Origin of the sequence: Rhodococcus sp. 06-1460-1B, assembly GCF_002258475.1 — a bacterium.
GTDB lineage: Bacteria > Actinomycetota > Actinomycetes > Mycobacteriales > Mycobacteriaceae > Rhodococcoides > Rhodococcoides fascians.
On record NZ_NOYS01000009.1, the window covers coordinates 1 to 14,580 of the forward strand.

The 14,580-nt window shown below is 64.8% G+C and carries 17 protein-coding genes; 9 read left to right on the forward strand and 8 right to left on the reverse strand.

The window, feature by feature from the left end:
* Positions 1 to 187 precede the first annotated feature (187 nt).
* Both CH268_RS28125 and CH268_RS04075 read left to right on the forward strand, forming a co-directional pair.
* The gene (locus CH268_RS28125) at positions 188 to 418 is read left to right on the forward strand and encodes a hypothetical protein (protein ID WP_255182284.1); all 231 of its coding nucleotides are present in this window, start codon (positions 188 to 190) and stop codon (positions 416 to 418) included.
* Positions 419 to 684: 266 nt separating this feature from the next.
* On the forward strand, positions 685 to 873 hold the full coding sequence (locus CH268_RS04075) for a hypothetical protein (protein WP_027495777.1): 189 nt from the start codon (positions 685 to 687) through the stop codon (positions 871 to 873).
* Positions 874 to 1,016: 143 nt separating this feature from the next.
* Here CH268_RS04075 and CH268_RS04080 read toward each other — a convergent pair whose 3' ends face one another.
* Both CH268_RS04080 and CH268_RS04085 read right to left on the reverse strand, forming a co-directional pair.
* Complete coding sequence (locus tag CH268_RS04080; RefSeq protein WP_230073692.1) at positions 1,017 to 1,355, reverse strand: STAS domain-containing protein; 339 nt, start codon at positions 1,353 to 1,355, stop codon at positions 1,017 to 1,019.
* Positions 1,356 to 1,635: 280 nt separating this feature from the next.
* The gene (locus CH268_RS04085; protein ID WP_094662494.1) at positions 1,636 to 2,115 is read right to left on the reverse strand and encodes a MarR family winged helix-turn-helix transcriptional regulator; all 480 of its coding nucleotides are present in this window, start codon (positions 2,113 to 2,115) and stop codon (positions 1,636 to 1,638) included.
* A 147-nt stretch (positions 2,116 to 2,262) separates the two neighbouring features.
* Between CH268_RS04085 and CH268_RS04090 the strand changes: the two genes are divergently transcribed.
* Both CH268_RS04090 and CH268_RS04095 read left to right on the forward strand, forming a co-directional pair.
* On the forward strand, positions 2,263 to 4,317 hold the full coding sequence (locus CH268_RS04090) for an MMPL family transporter (protein ID WP_255182285.1): 2,055 nt from the start codon (positions 2,263 to 2,265) through the stop codon (positions 4,315 to 4,317).
* Entirely contained in the window at positions 4,314 to 4,943 is a 630-nt protein-coding gene (locus CH268_RS04095) for a lipocalin family protein (RefSeq protein ID WP_094662496.1), read from the forward strand. Before CH268_RS04090 ends, CH268_RS04095 begins: the two co-directional genes overlap by 4 nt.
* A 69-nt stretch (positions 4,944 to 5,012) precedes the next feature.
* Here the strand turns inward: CH268_RS04095 and CH268_RS04100 are convergent, their stop codons facing one another.
* The gene (locus CH268_RS04100) at positions 5,013 to 5,624 is read right to left on the reverse strand and encodes an FKBP-type peptidyl-prolyl cis-trans isomerase (protein ID WP_094621571.1); all 612 of its coding nucleotides are present in this window, start codon (positions 5,622 to 5,624) and stop codon (positions 5,013 to 5,015) included.
* Positions 5,625 to 5,658: 34 nt separating this feature from the next.
* Positions 5,659 to 6,513: an SDR family oxidoreductase gene (locus CH268_RS04105; protein ID WP_094662498.1), complete on the reverse strand. Its 855-nt coding sequence runs from the start codon at positions 6,511 to 6,513 to the stop codon at positions 5,659 to 5,661.
* 114 nt (positions 6,514 to 6,627) lie between these two features.
* Here CH268_RS04105 and CH268_RS04110 point away from each other — a divergent pair, with 114 nt between their 5' ends.
* Positions 6,628 to 7,002, forward strand: coding sequence for a winged helix-turn-helix transcriptional regulator (locus CH268_RS04110; protein ID WP_027495770.1), 375 nt, complete (start codon positions 6,628 to 6,630; stop codon positions 7,000 to 7,002).
* Here the strand turns inward: CH268_RS04110 and CH268_RS04115 are convergent, their stop codons facing one another.
* Positions 7,003 to 7,353 (reverse strand): VOC family protein, encoded by a 351-nt coding sequence (locus tag CH268_RS04115; RefSeq protein WP_094662500.1) that lies wholly within the window; start codon positions 7,351 to 7,353, stop codon positions 7,003 to 7,005. It abuts the gene before it with no gap.
* A gap of 207 nt (positions 7,354 to 7,560) precedes the next feature.
* Here CH268_RS04115 and CH268_RS04120 point away from each other — a divergent pair, with 207 nt between their 5' ends.
* On the forward strand, positions 7,561 to 8,040 hold the full coding sequence (locus CH268_RS04120) for a DUF6764 family protein (RefSeq protein WP_032366787.1): 480 nt from the start codon (positions 7,561 to 7,563) through the stop codon (positions 8,038 to 8,040).
* Between the two features lie 316 nt (positions 8,041 to 8,356).
* On the opposite strand, the gene CH268_RS04125 is transcribed toward CH268_RS04120, so the two are convergent.
* From CH268_RS04125 to CH268_RS04135, 3 genes are all read right to left on the reverse strand, one after another.
* The gene (locus tag CH268_RS04125; protein ID WP_094662502.1) at positions 8,357 to 9,376 is read right to left on the reverse strand and encodes a hemolysin family protein; all 1,020 of its coding nucleotides are present in this window, start codon (positions 9,374 to 9,376) and stop codon (positions 8,357 to 8,359) included.
* Positions 9,373 to 10,779, reverse strand: a complete 1,407-nt coding sequence (locus tag CH268_RS04130; RefSeq protein ID WP_027495766.1) for a hemolysin family protein — start codon at positions 10,777 to 10,779, stop codon at positions 9,373 to 9,375. The genes CH268_RS04125 and CH268_RS04130 overlap by 4 nt, the downstream gene beginning before the upstream one ends.
* A 120-nt stretch (positions 10,780 to 10,899) precedes the next feature.
* On the reverse strand, positions 10,900 to 11,292 hold the full coding sequence (locus CH268_RS04135) for a universal stress protein (protein ID WP_228139355.1): 393 nt from the start codon (positions 11,290 to 11,292) through the stop codon (positions 10,900 to 10,902).
* A 113-nt stretch (positions 11,293 to 11,405) separates the two neighbouring features.
* Between CH268_RS04135 and CH268_RS04140 the strand changes: the two genes are divergently transcribed.
* The 3 genes from CH268_RS04140 to CH268_RS04150 are packed head-to-tail and all read left to right on the forward strand — an operon-like array spanning position 11,406 to position 14,444.
* Positions 11,406 to 12,395, forward strand: a complete 990-nt coding sequence (locus CH268_RS04140) for a Bug family tripartite tricarboxylate transporter substrate binding protein (protein ID WP_027495764.1) — start codon at positions 11,406 to 11,408, stop codon at positions 12,393 to 12,395.
* Positions 12,392 to 12,922 (forward strand): tripartite tricarboxylate transporter TctB family protein, encoded by a 531-nt coding sequence (locus tag CH268_RS04145; protein ID WP_094662504.1) that lies wholly within the window; start codon positions 12,392 to 12,394, stop codon positions 12,920 to 12,922. The genes CH268_RS04140 and CH268_RS04145 overlap by 4 nt, the downstream gene beginning before the upstream one ends.
* Before the next feature lie 16 nt (positions 12,923 to 12,938).
* Positions 12,939 to 14,444, forward strand: coding sequence for a tripartite tricarboxylate transporter permease (locus CH268_RS04150; protein ID WP_032381592.1), 1,506 nt, complete (start codon positions 12,939 to 12,941; stop codon positions 14,442 to 14,444).
* Positions 14,445 to 14,580 lie beyond the last annotated feature (136 nt).

Sequence of the window (14,580 nt, forward strand, 5' to 3'; positions counted from 1 at the left end):
AGCCCTCTACCTCGGCCGATCCAAACGCATCGCCTCCGCCGACCAACGCATCGTCCTCATCGCCCGCGACCGCGGCTGCAGCTTCCCCTCCTGCACCCGCCCCGCGACCTGGTGCTAGTCACATCACCTCGACGACTGGGTCGAGGGCGGACCCACCGACATCGACTCCCTCACCTTCGCCTGCGACATGCACCACGCACTCGTCGGCACCGGACCCGGAAAGTGGGCAACCACCAAAACCACAGCAGGACATCGCTATCCGGGCCGCACCCTGTGGCACCCACCCACCGGAATGGACCCCACACGCCGCGGGCTGATCAACCACGCCCACCACCCCGAAGAGGTGCTCTACCCACCCGACCACCACAGCGACAACACCCGCGACACCGGCGACGAAGAACCACGACAACCCGCCTGACGACCCACACCACCACCACGGCACAGCTCTGCCTTCAACACAGCCTCGCTTCCCACACAGCCCGGCCCTCCCATACAGCCCAGCCGTCCCACACAGCCCGGCCTCCAACACAACCCGGCCTTACTACCCAGCCCTGCCCTCCGACACAGCCCCGGCTTCTGCCCAGCTCTATCCGGAGTGCGCGGCACGGGCTTCCGCTTTTCGTAGCGGCCGGTGCCGGTGATGCGGCTGGGTTAGGTTGCGCAACATCGGGGCACCCTCACCGCATGGCAAATTACAGAGTTATCGACCCGCACGGAACCGTCGTCGCCACCAAGGACATCACCAGTTCCGAGGATGCGCACGCCTGGTTCAAGGACAGCCGCGCCGACAACGAGGAGCTGGGCTGGCGCCTCGAAGTCGAGCACGACGGCGACTGGGCATTTTTCAGCGACTCGGAAGGCACCAAGGACTAGACCTTGTGCATTCACACGACGATCGGGCGGTCCCAGTGATTCGCGGGACCGCCCGATCGTTGTGCGGGGGGACGGCAAACGACAGTGGGCAGCCCCTGTGCAGGAGCTGCCCACCTCTTGTCGCGGCGATGTCGCCGCCAGTTCTATTGGTCGGTCGTCGGTCGGGAGGTCGGAATCGTCGACTCGAGGTCGGCAACCTGCAGCAGGCGGGTCACCGATCGGCTTGCCACGATCGACCACGAAGCACCGATGCCAGCCGTGTATTCACGAACTGCATCGAAGACGGAGAGTCCGGCGATGCCGAAGAACTCGACATTGGACAGGTCGAGAGTCAGATGCCGTTTGCTGGACACGCGACTGCAGACGAAATCGGAGAACATCGGCGCGCTGAGCATGTCGATGTCGCCGTGGACGGCGACGACGAGTGAACCGTCGGTGCCGTCGTGCGCGGTGAAGATGGCTCCGGTTGCTGCAACGGACACGGACTTCTCCGCGACGCTCACCGAAGTGGTTCGAACTTTGTTGCCTCGTGATTCAACACTCATGGCAGATCCCATCGATCGGTCGAACTGAAGGGGAAACCGATCTACGCAACGGGAGCAGAATTCTTCGCCTGACCCGGGCGCACACTTCGCTGCGTTTCCCCGTGACCGGCTGTTAGCTCAACCACGGCCAACCCTACGGCACCGGCACGCTCGGAGTCCAGCATTGGCACAATGCGGGCCCCCACCAGCGGTTCGAACATCCCGATGCGAACGCGGGCTACGTGCGGGTGCTGTTTCCCAGGTCGGCGTGATGCTCGCGCATGGCTCCGATGAGCGCTTCGAACACTCGGTGGGCAGCGTCGAGATCCGAATCCGGTAGGTCCGCGAGCGCAGCGCTGGTGCGCGCTCCCAGTGGTCCGAAGAACCCGCGAGCAACCTCCATACCGTGCTCGTCGTAGCGAAGTATGACTTTACGTCGGTCCGACGCGTCGGATTCGCGTCGAATATGACCGGACGCGATCATTCGCTCCACCAGATACGTCATCGCCGCGGACGACAGTCCGAGCATCGTGCCGAGCTCACCCGCGGTGAGGGGCGCGCCCTCGACGTCGGCGACCATCACATGCAGCAGAGCGCGAAAGTCGTTGGGCCGCAAGCTGTGCAACGCACCGAATACCTGACCGATCTGTTCCGACACCGATGACAGCGCCCGAAGGTCCGCCGATATCGCGGATTCGAGGTGGTTTCGGTCGGTCATGGCGGTGGTAACTCCTTCGCTGCGGTCATGGTCAGACTACTGCCCGCAAGAGATTCAGTTGCTTAATATCTAAGTAAATGAGATTGTTTGTTCGTGGACAGCACCCGTACCGAGACCACCGCAGCCTGGGACCGCATCGCCGCGGCCGTGACGCATCGTCGATCGTGGGCGCTCGCCCTCGCCATTCTGATTCTCTCGATTGCCGTGATCGGGCTCGTCGGTAGCAACGATTCTGCCGGTCAGTCGCCGAACTCCTTGCCGACCTCCGCCGAGTCCTACCAGGTGGACGAGCTGCTCTCTCAGTTCCCGGACTCCGACACCGCACCGGTGATCCTCGTTCTGAGCCGCGTCGATGGCGGTGACCTGCCCCAGGCCGATATCGAGGCAGCCGCTGCTGCGCAGGCCAGGCTGCTCACCGTCGACCGGTCGGTGACCGACGAACCTGGACCGCCTCCGATCGTCGCACCGGACGGGAAGGCCGCAATCGCGTTCGTTCAGGTGAACTCGGAACTGTCCGGCTTCACCCTGAACGACCTGATCACAAGCCTCCGATCCGCGGCGACGGACGGCCTACCGTCCGATCTCAACGCCCAGGTCACCGGCGGGCCGGCATTCGGAGCAGACATCGCCAACTCGTTCTCCGGGGCCAATTTCACGTTGCTCGCCGTCACCGCACTCGTGGTGGCAGTGCTCCTCATCGCCACCTATCGATCGCCCATTCTGTGGTTGGTTCCGCTTGCCGTCATCGGTTTCGCCGATCGGTTCGCCTCCACCGTCGGCACGGCCCTCGCCGAGGCGACCGGGCTGTCGTTCGACGGCTCGACCTCGGGGATCACCAGCGTGCTCGTCTTCGGCGCAGGCACCAATTACGCCCTGCTGCTGATCTCTCGTTACCGCGAGGAGCTCCGCCGCGAGTCCGATCACCGGCTCGCGTTGCGCCACGCCGTCCGGAACGCCGGCCCGGCCATCCTCGCCAGCAATGCCACCGTTGTCCTCGCACTGCTGACTCTGTTGCTGGCCATCCTCCCCAGCACTCGCAGCTTGGGAGCGCTGGCCGCGGCCGGCCTCGTCGTCGCATCGGTGTTCGTGCTGTTCGTACTGCCTCCGTTGTTGGCACTGTGCGGCCCGAAGTTGTTCTGGCCCTTCGTCCCCAAGCCGTCCGATCGCGATACCACCACCGAGGGCGTCTGGCATTCGGTTGCCGCCGGTGTCGCTCGTCGTCCGGTGGCGACCGCGTCCATCACCATCGCCGTACTGCTCGCCTGCTGCGCGGCCCTGGTCGGCACACAGATCGGGCTGTCGCAGACCGAGCAATTCCGGGTGACCGCCGAATCCGTCGAAGGATTCGACACTCTCTCGCAACACTTTCCGGCCGGATCCGCCGACCCGATCACGGTTCTCGCACCCACCTCGGATATCGACGGCGTCGTCGCCACCGTCCGGGACGTCGACGGCGTCGTCTCGGTGGATCGGGTCGCTGATTCCGATACCGGACTGACCCGGCTGTCGGTGGTCACCGACGCTGCCCCCGCCTCCGACGAATCGTTCACCGTCGTCGAGAACCTTCGGTCCGCCCTTGCGGGTGTCGACGACACACGAGTCGGCGGCAGCGACGCCAAAGCACTCGACACCACCGACGCTGCCGCCCGCGATCGGCTCGTGGTGATCCCGGCGATCCTGGCGGTCGTCCTACTCGTGCTGTTGATACTGCTTCGCGCCGTCGTCGCACCGTTGATTCTCGTCGCCACCACGGTCCTGAGTGCCGTGGCCGCCATCGGTATCGGTAGCTGGGTGAGCCTGCACGTCTTCGGCTTTCCCGCGCTCGACGACAACACTCCCCTGTTCGCGTTCCTGTTTCTCGTCGCCCTCGGTGTCGACTACACCATCTTTCTGGTCACGCGGACCCGGGAGGAGACGGTTCGGCACGGCACCAGATCTGCGATCGTGCGGGCGGTCTCGGCCACCGGCGGCGTCATCACCAGCGCGGGAATCGTTCTGGCAGCAGTGTTCTGCGTCCTCGGCGTCCTACCGCTGATCACCCTCACCCAGTTGGGAATCATCGTCGGCCTGGGCATTCTGCTCGACACCTTCGTAGTACGCACCGTCGTGATTCCCGCCCTGTTCACCCTCATCGGCCCGGGGATTTGGTGGCCGAGCACGATCGACAACGAGACGACCGCAACCAAGGAGCGAAATTCATGAAGGTACGTACGATGTTGAGCCGCACCGCAATTGCAGGAGCAGTCGCCGCAGGTGCCCTGCTCGGCGCGGCCCCCGCGCAAGCGCAACCGGTCGGCCCTTTGGGGTCGGTCGGTCTCGAGCCACTGGCTCCGATCCCGTCACTCGATGTCGAACGGTACTTGGGCACTTGGAACCAGGTTGCCGCGGTGCCGCAGCCGTTCAACCTGATCTGCGCCCGTGACACGCAGGCGAACTACCAGATGATCGACGAATTCAACATTCGCGTCGAGAACACCTGCACCACCTGGACGGGCCAGGAGAACCGCATCGTCGGCAATGCTCGGGTCAACGACACCGTCACCAAAGCCCAACTGCACGTGAGCTTCCCGGGCGTCCCCACGCAGGAGAGCCAGGAGGGGCCGACCAACTACATCGTGGCCTACATCGCAGACGACTACTCGTGGGCCTTCGTCGGAAGCCCCAACCGCACGTCCGGATTTGTGCTCAAGCGCACGCCCGACGTCAGCGTCGAGCAGTTCCGCGAGATCCGCAGCGTCGTCGAATCGCTGGGTTACGACTCCAACTTCATCACCACGACGCCCACCCCGGGCGGCGCGACGACGATTCAGCAGCTCTCGACCGTGTAGTGCGGCGGAGCCGAAGTGGCGTGGCTATGTGCCGCAGAGGGCTTATAACCACGCCACTGCCGGAGGCCCTCAGCTCGCGGACAGGATCGAGATAGCGAAGATCAGGCTGTCGCCCTGCTCGATTCCGGCTGCCGGATTGCCGGTCGCGTAACCGTCGGCCGACGTCACCGCTACGGCGACGGTCGAGCCGACGGTCTGTCCGGCGATGGCTTTCTGGAAGCCCGCCACCACGCCGGTCAGTGGGAACTCGACCGGTGCGCCGCGCTCGAAACTGCTGTCGAACGTCGATCCGTCGCGTCCGTTGACGCCCAGGTAGCAGACGGACACGTTCGCGTCGTCGGCGACGATCGGGCCGTCCCCGGCCTTCAGCGTTTTCACCTGCGTCTCGGCGACGCTGAACGGGGCTTCGACGTCGACGGCCGGGGCCGCTGTATCCGTCGATCCGGTGACGGCGATGCTGCCGGTGTCGCCTGCCAGTGTCCACTCCGGGGTGGCCGACGGGTCGGGTGTGCCCGTGGGGCAGCTACTCGAAGCCGTCGCATCGGTGGAGGACGTCGCCGAGGACGTCGTCTGCGTCGTCCCGGAATCCGAGTCGGAACTGCATGCACCCGTCAACAGGACGAGTGAGGTGGTGGCGGCCAGGAACAGGGTGCGGGTCGAGGTGAGTTTCACGGGGCCCACGCTACAAGTGGCATACGGGGCCCCGTGTATCCCGTCAGATCGCGGAGCGGAACACCTCGGCGACCGGGGTGGACGCGCGGCCGATCAATGCCTGCAGGTCACCGGAATCGGTGTCGAGTTCCCCGCGGGAGATACCGGCATCTGCGCTCGCCAGCATGGTCGCCACGAAATCGGGCAGTCCTGCGCCCTGCAGAATCGAGGCGTACTCCGACTCGGTGACGTCCTTGTAGACGACCGGCTTCCCGGAGATGCCGGCGAGAACGTCCGCGAGTTCGGCATAGGTCAGGCGCTCGTCCCCGCCGAGCTCGTAGATCTTCTCGCCCTGGTTCTCGAGAGTCAGCACAGCCGCGGCAGCGGCGGCGTAATCGGCACGTGAGGCAGCGGCGATCTTGCCGTTCCCGCCTGCACCCAGCCACACTCCACTGTCGATGGCCTGGCCGAGCGAGCCCAGGTAGTTCTCCCAGTACCAGCCGTTACGCAGAAACACAGCGGGAATCGGCGAGGCCGTCAATCGCTCTTCGGTGGCCTTGTGCTCCGGCGCAAGGCTGATGCCGGAGGTGTCGGCAGCGAGCACGCTCGTGTATGCGATGAGGCTCACCCCGGCTGCCTCGGCGGCGTCGATGACGTTGTTGTGCTGAGCAATTCGCTGGCCGACCTCCGATCCCGAGATCAACAGCACCTTCTCGACACCCGCGAACGCAGACGTCAGCGCGTCGGTGTCGCTGTAGTCGGCCACCCGTACCACCACACCGCGCTCGGCGAGTGCGGCCGCCTTGTCGGCGTTGCGTACGACGGCGACGATGTCGGCAGGCGCGACGCCGCGATCGATGAGTGCGGCGACGACGAGCCCGCCGAGATTGCCTGTCGCTCCGGTGATGGCTGTGGTCATGGAAAACGCTCCCGAGGTTGAAGTATCAAGTTCCGTTTCATCATGCACTTACTTTTCGTGCAGTGCAACATCGAAATTTAGCGCTGCCGGTACGGCCTGCGCTAACATGGAGAAATGTCCGAGGCCGTCGAATCTCTCGAAGCATCCGTCTTCGCACGGGAATGCGGGTCACGGCAGACGCTGCAGAACGCGACGAGTAGGTGGGGAGTGCTCGTCCTGGCCGCCCTCACCGAGAGCGACTACCGATTCAATGCCCTGCGCCGACGCGTCGACGGCGTCAGCGAGCGAATGTTGGCACAGACGCTGCAGACCCTCGAACGTGACGGCCTCATCGTGCGCACCGTGCTCGAGACAATCCCGCCCAAGGTCGAATACAGCCTCACCCCGCTCGGACGTGAGGTCGGATCACGGTTGACCGACCTCATCGAACTGATCGAGGGCTCGATGCCTGCCGTGCTCGAAGCACGCGCCGAGCACGACGCCCGCTAGTCAGCTGAGGGGTGTCACCAGACACCATTCGTTGCCCTCGGGGTCGAGTAGCACCTGGAACGACCCGGCCGCAGTGGTGTGCCGGTCCCCCACCGCCGTCGCACCCAGACCGACTGCCTGCTCGACGGCAACGTCGATGCTGGGAACGTCCACGTCGAGATGTAGTCGATTCTTGCCGGACTTACCCTCGGGCACTCGCTGGAACGCCATCCGGGTGAACCCGGGAACATCGACGAAATGCCACGAGTCGTCGCGCACGACAGGCCGACCACCGAGAACACCCGCCCAGAATCGGGCCAGCACAGCCGGTTCCGTGCAGTCGAATACGACCTCGTCGATACGTCCGATCATGGAGCCATCGTAAGCACCAAGGGTGGGGGAACGCTGTTTACCGCGCTGTGATCATACCGAGATGTACTCGAGACCATGCGGATCTCTGAGCGCGTCGCTACGGGGTAACACTCGAGGAAGGTCGTCGGGGCGCACGAGCATGTCGATCCGGCAACCGCAGGAGCGCGGCACGCCCGGTGCCTGCGCCAAATCTTGGAGGCATCGACCATGTTCCACACCAAGAGAATTCTCGGCGGAGCGGCAGCATTCGGATTCGCCTGTACCTTCGCGGCCCTGGTGCCCGGCACGGCCTCGGCCGCACCGGTCGCCTGCACCACAGCACCCGGAGGGGCCGACGTCGCCGCGCTCGTCGGAGGTTCACAGTGCGACAGCTCCGCAGACGGCGCAAGTGCCGCAGCAGGAGTCGGCCTCGAGGGATGGGGCTCGGCGGAAGCGATGAACAACGCGGCGGCACTGGCCCTCGGTCTCAACGGCGGAACTGCCGTCAGCAACGCCGGCTTCGGCGGTGCGCCTGCTGCGATCGCCTTCGGTCCCGGTGCCATCGCACAGAACACCGCGGCCGGCCTCGGACTGTCGATCGCCGTGGCTGCGCCGGGCTCGACGATCACACTCACCCCCGAGGGTGCCGTCTGCAACGGTGCCGGCTTCGCCGGAAGCTTCACCACCCTGCAGGGCTGCATCGGCTGATGCCCGTCGTCGTCGGGGTGAAACACGACTTGCGCAGGCCATATCAGCGCCGCCGGGCCCAGGTTGATCTACAGTCTCACTGACTACAGTCTCGGTACGCGAGCCGGTGACGGCCCGCTGAACAAGGAGTTCGACGGCAATGATGTCCTACCTGCTCTACGACGTTCTGCTCCCCCAACTCGGCCACGATGTCGCGTCGTATTGGGCACACCTTCTGGTCATCGCCCCGATCTGACATTCGGACCCGGTGCTCACGAAAAATCCCCGCTCGGCCGCGTCGGCCGGGCGGGGATGATTCGTATGGGGTGACCGAAGATCAGACAGGCTCGGGCAGCAGCCGCGTCAACACATCCGACAGGGTGACAACGCCGATCGTGCGCGCACTGTCACCCGCCTCGGCCGACGGTTCGACGACCAGCGCCAGATGATGTCTGGTCTCGCGCATCGACTGCAGGGCGACGTAGACCGGTGTCGTCCGATCCAGCGTGTAGGCCGGGCGGGTGATCTCGGCGAGATACTCCGGCTCGGTCAACGTATCCCTTACGTGTACAACACCTTTCACTACCTCGTCGTCACTGACGAGTATGCGCAGATGGCCGCTGATCCGAGACGCCTCCCGCACGTCGTCGATCGACGCCGACGACGGTACCGACGTCGGCGCGCCACTTCCGGCCACCAGGTCACCGACGGTCAGATCTTGCAATTCCAATGCCCCGGATATCTGCGCCTGGTAACTCGCGTCCAGGGCTCCTACGTTGACCGAGTGCTCGACGAGCTGACGCAGGTCGTCTGCGTTCTGCCCGGTGCCGACGGTGTCGGCCGGCTCGACGCCCACCTTGCGTAGGCACCAGTTCGCCATGTTGTTCAAGGCCGTCAGCACCGGACGCGTGAGAAACATGAACGCGCGCATGGGGATTGCGAGCATCGTTGCCGACTTCTCGGGATGCGCGATGGCCCAGGACTTCGGAGCCATCTCGCCGACGACCAAGTGCAGGAATGTGACGATGATCAGGGCCAGGACGAAGCCGAGGACGTCCGCGAACCAGTAGGGCAGGCCGATGCTCTCGAACAGCGGCGTGAGCCAGTAGTGCACGGCCGGCTTGGTGGTCGCGCCGAGCGCGAGGGTGCAGACGGTGATACCGAGCTGCGATCCGGCGAGCAGCACCGTCAATTCCGAGGAGCTGCGCAGAGCAGCCCGCGCCGCCCGCGAGTTGGGGGCAGCGTCCTCGAGGCGATGCCGTTTGGCCGCGAGAAGTGCGAACTCCACGGCAACGAAGAAGGCGCTCGCAGCGATCAGACCGATGGTGACGGCCAGAAAGAACCAGAGGTTGCTCATCGGTGCGCTCCTGCAGTATCGGACTCGGCCGAATTCTCGTCGTGCTCGGTTGTCCGCTCGTCGATGGTGAGGGTCAGTAGTGACGGCACGTGACTGTCGATCTCCTGCACCTCGATCGTGACGAATCGAATCGGCGTCTCGTCGTCGTTGGCGAGGTCCGCGTTGTCCGGCGGCAGATCGACCTCGATACGGGTCCCGATGTCGGGTAGCGAACCATGATGGGCGATGGCGAATCCCGCGATGGTCTCGTAGTCACCGTCGGGGAGGTCGACGCCGATGGCCCGCTCGACCTCGTCGACGTGCACCTCCCCTGCCATCGTCCAGCTGCCGTCGTCGGCGCTGACCGGGCTCGGGTCGAGTACGCCGTCGTCGTGCTCGTCGGTGATCTCGCCGACGAGCTCTTCGGCCAGGTCCTCGATGGTGATCACTCCGGTGAGACCACCGTATTCGTCGATGACACAGGCCAATTGGTTCCGTGTCGCCCGCAGCTCGCGCATCGCGTCGGGCAGGCTCTGCATCTCGGGAAGGATCAGCGCATCGCGGGTGAGGTCTGCGATGGGGGTCGAATCCGGCGCGGTGGAGGCCAACACGTCGTGCAGATGCACCACACCCACGATTCCGTCGTCCTCGTCGAGCACGGGGTATCGAGAATGTTCTTGGCCCATCAGTGTTTTCACCTCACCGAGTGTGTCGGTGTCGCGGACCGTCGCCGCACGTGAACGCGGGATCATGGCGTGTTCGACGTTGCGCGTGGGGAAGTCGAGAATGCGATCGAGCAGCGTCGACAGCTCGTCGGGCAGATCCCCGGTCTCCCGCGAATCCGAGACGATGTGCTCGAGGTCGCGTGGGCTCGCCGAATGTTCCACATCGTGCACCGGCTCGATCTTCAGTGCTTTGAGCAACAGGTTCGACGACTGGTCGAAAATGGTGATGAGCCAACCGAAGAGCTTGAGATAGATGGTCGTCGACAGCGAGAGCCATCGAGCCACGGGCTCGGGGCGCGCGATGGCGAAGTTCTTCGGGAACAGTTCACCGAAGAGCATCTGTACGAACGTCGCGAACGTGATCGCCAGAACGGCACCGAGGCCGACACCGACTGCTGTCGGAACACCGACGCCGCCCAGTATCGCTCCGAACGACTGCCCGATCAGCGGTTCGGCGACGTAGCCGACAAGCAGGCCGGTGACCGTGATACCCAGCTGTGCACCCGAGAGCATGAACGAGGTCCGCTTGGTGACGGTCAGCGTGCGAGCTGCGACGGCGTCGCCGGCCTCGGCACGCGCCTTGAGCCGGGACCGGTCGACGGTCATGTACGCGAATTCCTGCGCAACGAAGTAGCCGGTTGCGACGGTGATGAGAAAAACGACGAGCAGGCCGAGCAGAAGAGTGAGCAGAACGCTCATTCGCCGGACACCGCCTCGCACGTAGTAGCTGTAGTGCGGGGAGCCGTGTCCGGCCCGGGTTTATCGCTGTCCATGATTCCTCGAGGTCGAGTGGTGGGAGATTTGTCCGATACTACCGGGTCACGGCGCTTTCACGACGAGGACGGGGACCGGGCTGTCCAACAGAACGCGCTGCACCGTGCTGCCCATCAGGAATTTGCCGACCGCCGATCTGCGCTTGGACCCGATGACGAGCATCCCCGCACCGACGTCGGCGACGAGATCGACCAGTGCGCCGGCCGGGTCTCCGCCGTCCGGTTCGACGCGCACCGTCGTCGTAGTTCCGGGGAGAGTCCGCTCCACCTCGGCCTGCGCCGCGCTACGGTCTTCCGCCGATACGGAATCGCGGTCCACCACGGACAATACGATCAGCTCGGTCCGACGCAGCTCTGCCTCGGCGGCACCACGTCGCAACGCTTCCTGGCCCTCGGGGGTGTTGCTCATCGCTACTGCCACTGCGCTCGCTAATGACACGGTCTCTCCCGTTGCTCGAATCCACCGAAGATCGACCTCGATGTTGTGAACTGGACTAATCAGACAAACTGTATCTAACCTGACGCTGTGACACACCACACGAAAGGTCTCTGATGGCGATATCGCCCACCCTGCTACGAACGGCCGGAGCCCTGGTGGTGGTGGGAGCAGTCACCGTCGCCGGGATCGACGCCGCTCGCAGTGCCAGCGGCTCCGACGCCCGAGCCAAATTGACACTGATAGCACCTGCTGCCGCCGGCGGCGGCTGGGACTTGGTCGCGCGCGAGTCGCAGCAGGCGCTGCGCAGCGACGGCATCGTCAACAACGCGCAGGTGGTCAACGTTCCAGGGGCCGGCGGCACCATCGGCCTGAGCCAACTCGAGAACCTCAGCGGTCAGCCCACCACGGTGATGATCACCGGCACCGTCATGCTCGGCGGCATCGCGATCAACAACTCCGACACCACCTTGGCCGACACCGTGCCGATCGCCAAGCTCGCCGAGGACTTCGAGGTCTTCGTCGTTCCCAAGGACTCGCCGATCCAGAACCTCGACGACATGATCGAGGCGTGGCGGGCCAATCCCGGCGGGCTTCCGATCGGCGGCGGCTCTCTCGGCGGAATCGACCACATCGTCGCGGGCCAATTGGCACAGGAAGCCGACATCGACCCGGCCGCAATCAATTACATCGCCTACTCCGGCGGCGGTGAGGTACTCACGTCGCTGCTGTCCAACACCGTCGGCGTCGCGGTCAGTGGATTCAACGACTTCCGGGACCAGATCGAAGCAGGCAACGTGCGTGCCCTCGCCGTGGCCGCGCCCGAGCCGCTCGAAGGATTCGACGTGGATACGTTCATCGAACAGGGCTACAACGTCGACCTCGTGAACTGGCGCGGAATCGTTGCGCCGCCCGGGATTTCCGACGAGGACCGGCAGACGCTCGTCGACATCGTCACCGAGATGGTCGAGACCGAGCAATGGGCAACCGCCGTCGAACGAAACCGCTGGAAGGAATCGGTCGTCACAGGAGACGAATTCGGGGAATTCCTCGAGGTCGAGCAGGCACGCATCACCGGAATTCTGGAAGAGCTGGGGCTGGTATGACAACGACGACTCCCGACACCGCAACCTCCCGCTCCTTCTGGACGGGCCGTAGCGGCCTGATCGTTCCGGCACTGCTCGTCGCACTGGGCGCATTCCTGGTCTACGGGACCATCACGATGGATGTGCCTCCCACCGCCACCTCCCCTGGCCCGCAGGTCTTTCCGGCCATCGTCGCCGGGGGTTGCTTCGTGGTCGCCGTGTTGGTCACCATCCAACTCATGGTCAAGCCCGACGTCATCGATCGCGGCGTCGACGCCGACGGTGTGCCGCACACCGGCACCGTGAGCAACTGGCGAACCCTGTCGATCACCGTCGGATCGGTGGCAGTGTTCATCGCTCTCCTCGACCCGCTCGGCTGGGTTCTCGCCGGTGCCATCCTCTTCTGGGGTGTCTCGGTCGGATTGGGTGGTCGCCGTTACGTGTTCGACGCGGCCGTCGCGCTGCTGGTCTCGAGCGCCGTCCAGATCGCATTCTCCGCGGGCCTCGGCCTGACCTTGCCCGGCGGCGTTCTCGCCCAGATCTTCTGACGGAGCTGAATTTTCGATGGATTCACTGAGCAATCTTCTCGACGGGTTCGGCACTGCGCTGACTCCGATGAACCTGGTGTGGGTGTTCGTAGGCGCACTGCTCGGCACCGCCGTGGGCGTGCTACCCGGACTCGGTTCTGCCATGGCGGTGGCGCTTCTGCTGCCGGTCACGTTCACTCTCGACCCCACCGCGGCGCTGATCATGTTCGCCGGAGTGTATTTCGGCGGCCTGTTCGGCGATTCCATCTCCGGCATCCTGATGAACACCCCCGGCAACAGCACCGCCATCGCCGGCACGTTCGAGGGCCACCGGATGGCCAAGAACGGCAGAGCCCCTCAAGCTTTGGCCACCTCGGCCATCGGCGCGTTCATCGGCGGCATCGTCGCGACGACCCTGGTGGTGTTCTTCGCCCCGACGCTCGCGTCGTTGGCGACCAACTTCGGTCCGGCCGAGTACCTCGCGCTGGCAGTGTTCGCCTTCATCGCCACCTCCGCGGTGGTCTCCGACTCCGCTCTCAAGGGGTTGACCGCACTGCTGATCGGTCTCACTTTGGCCGTGATCGGTATCGACGGTCCGTCGGGCGCTTCACGATTCACCTTCGAAGTACCTGCCCTGTTCGACGGCATTCACATCGTCGTGATCACGGTCGCGATGCTCGCGCTCGGTGAGGTCATCCACATCGCTTCGAAGATAGGTCGCCCCGAGGACCGGTCGTTGATCAAATCGCAGGGCCGCCCCTGGCTGAGCAAGGCCGAGTTCCGCGACGCGCTGCCGGCCTGGCTGCGCGGCACGGCATTCGGCGTGCCGTTCGGTGTCATTCCTGCCGGAGGTGCGGAAGTGCCGAGTTTCCTCGCGTACGGCACCGAGCGCAGGCTCGACCGCAAGCGCGAGAAGCCGATGTTCGGCAAGGGTGCCATTCGCGGTGTCGCCGGACCGGAGGCCGCTGGAAACTCCACAGCCGGAACGGCAATGGGAGCGCTACTGGCGCTGGGTCTGCCGACGTCGGCGACAGCGGCCATCATGTTGGCTGCCTTCCAGCAGTACGGTATGCAGCCCGGACCACTGTTGTTCGAGCGCAGCGGCGACATCGTCTGGGCCCTACTGGCGAGCCTGTTCGTGGCCATGATCGTGCTGCTGATCCTCAACCTGCCGTTCGCACCGTTGTGGGCGCAGCTGCTGAAGATCCCGAAGAACTACCTGTACGCGGGCATCTCGGTGTTCGCCGCCCTCGGCGTCTATGCGTCCAGTGCGTCGATCGTGGATCTGATCTTCATGCTCGGGCTCGGCATCGTCGGATTCATGATGCGGCGCTACGACATTCCGCTCGCACCGGTGTTGATCGCCGTGATCCTCGGCCCACTCGCCGAGGAATCACTTCGCCGCGCACTGGCCGTCAGCGAGGGCGACCCGTCGATTCTAGTCAGTAGCGGCATCACCATCGTGCTCTACGCATTGATGATCATCGCCGTGGTGTTCTCGATCGTCAGCAAGATCCGCGCCCGCAAGACCGCCGACTTCTGAGTGCGTTCCGCGCAGTGGTGCGGTTGGGTGCCCCAGAGGGGCTGTTGCATTTTGATGGTGGGGTGTCTCGAGTGTCGAGGCACCCCATTGTCGGTGGTGCGGGACAATGTGTTGGTGGCGAAGGGTTATCGACCGG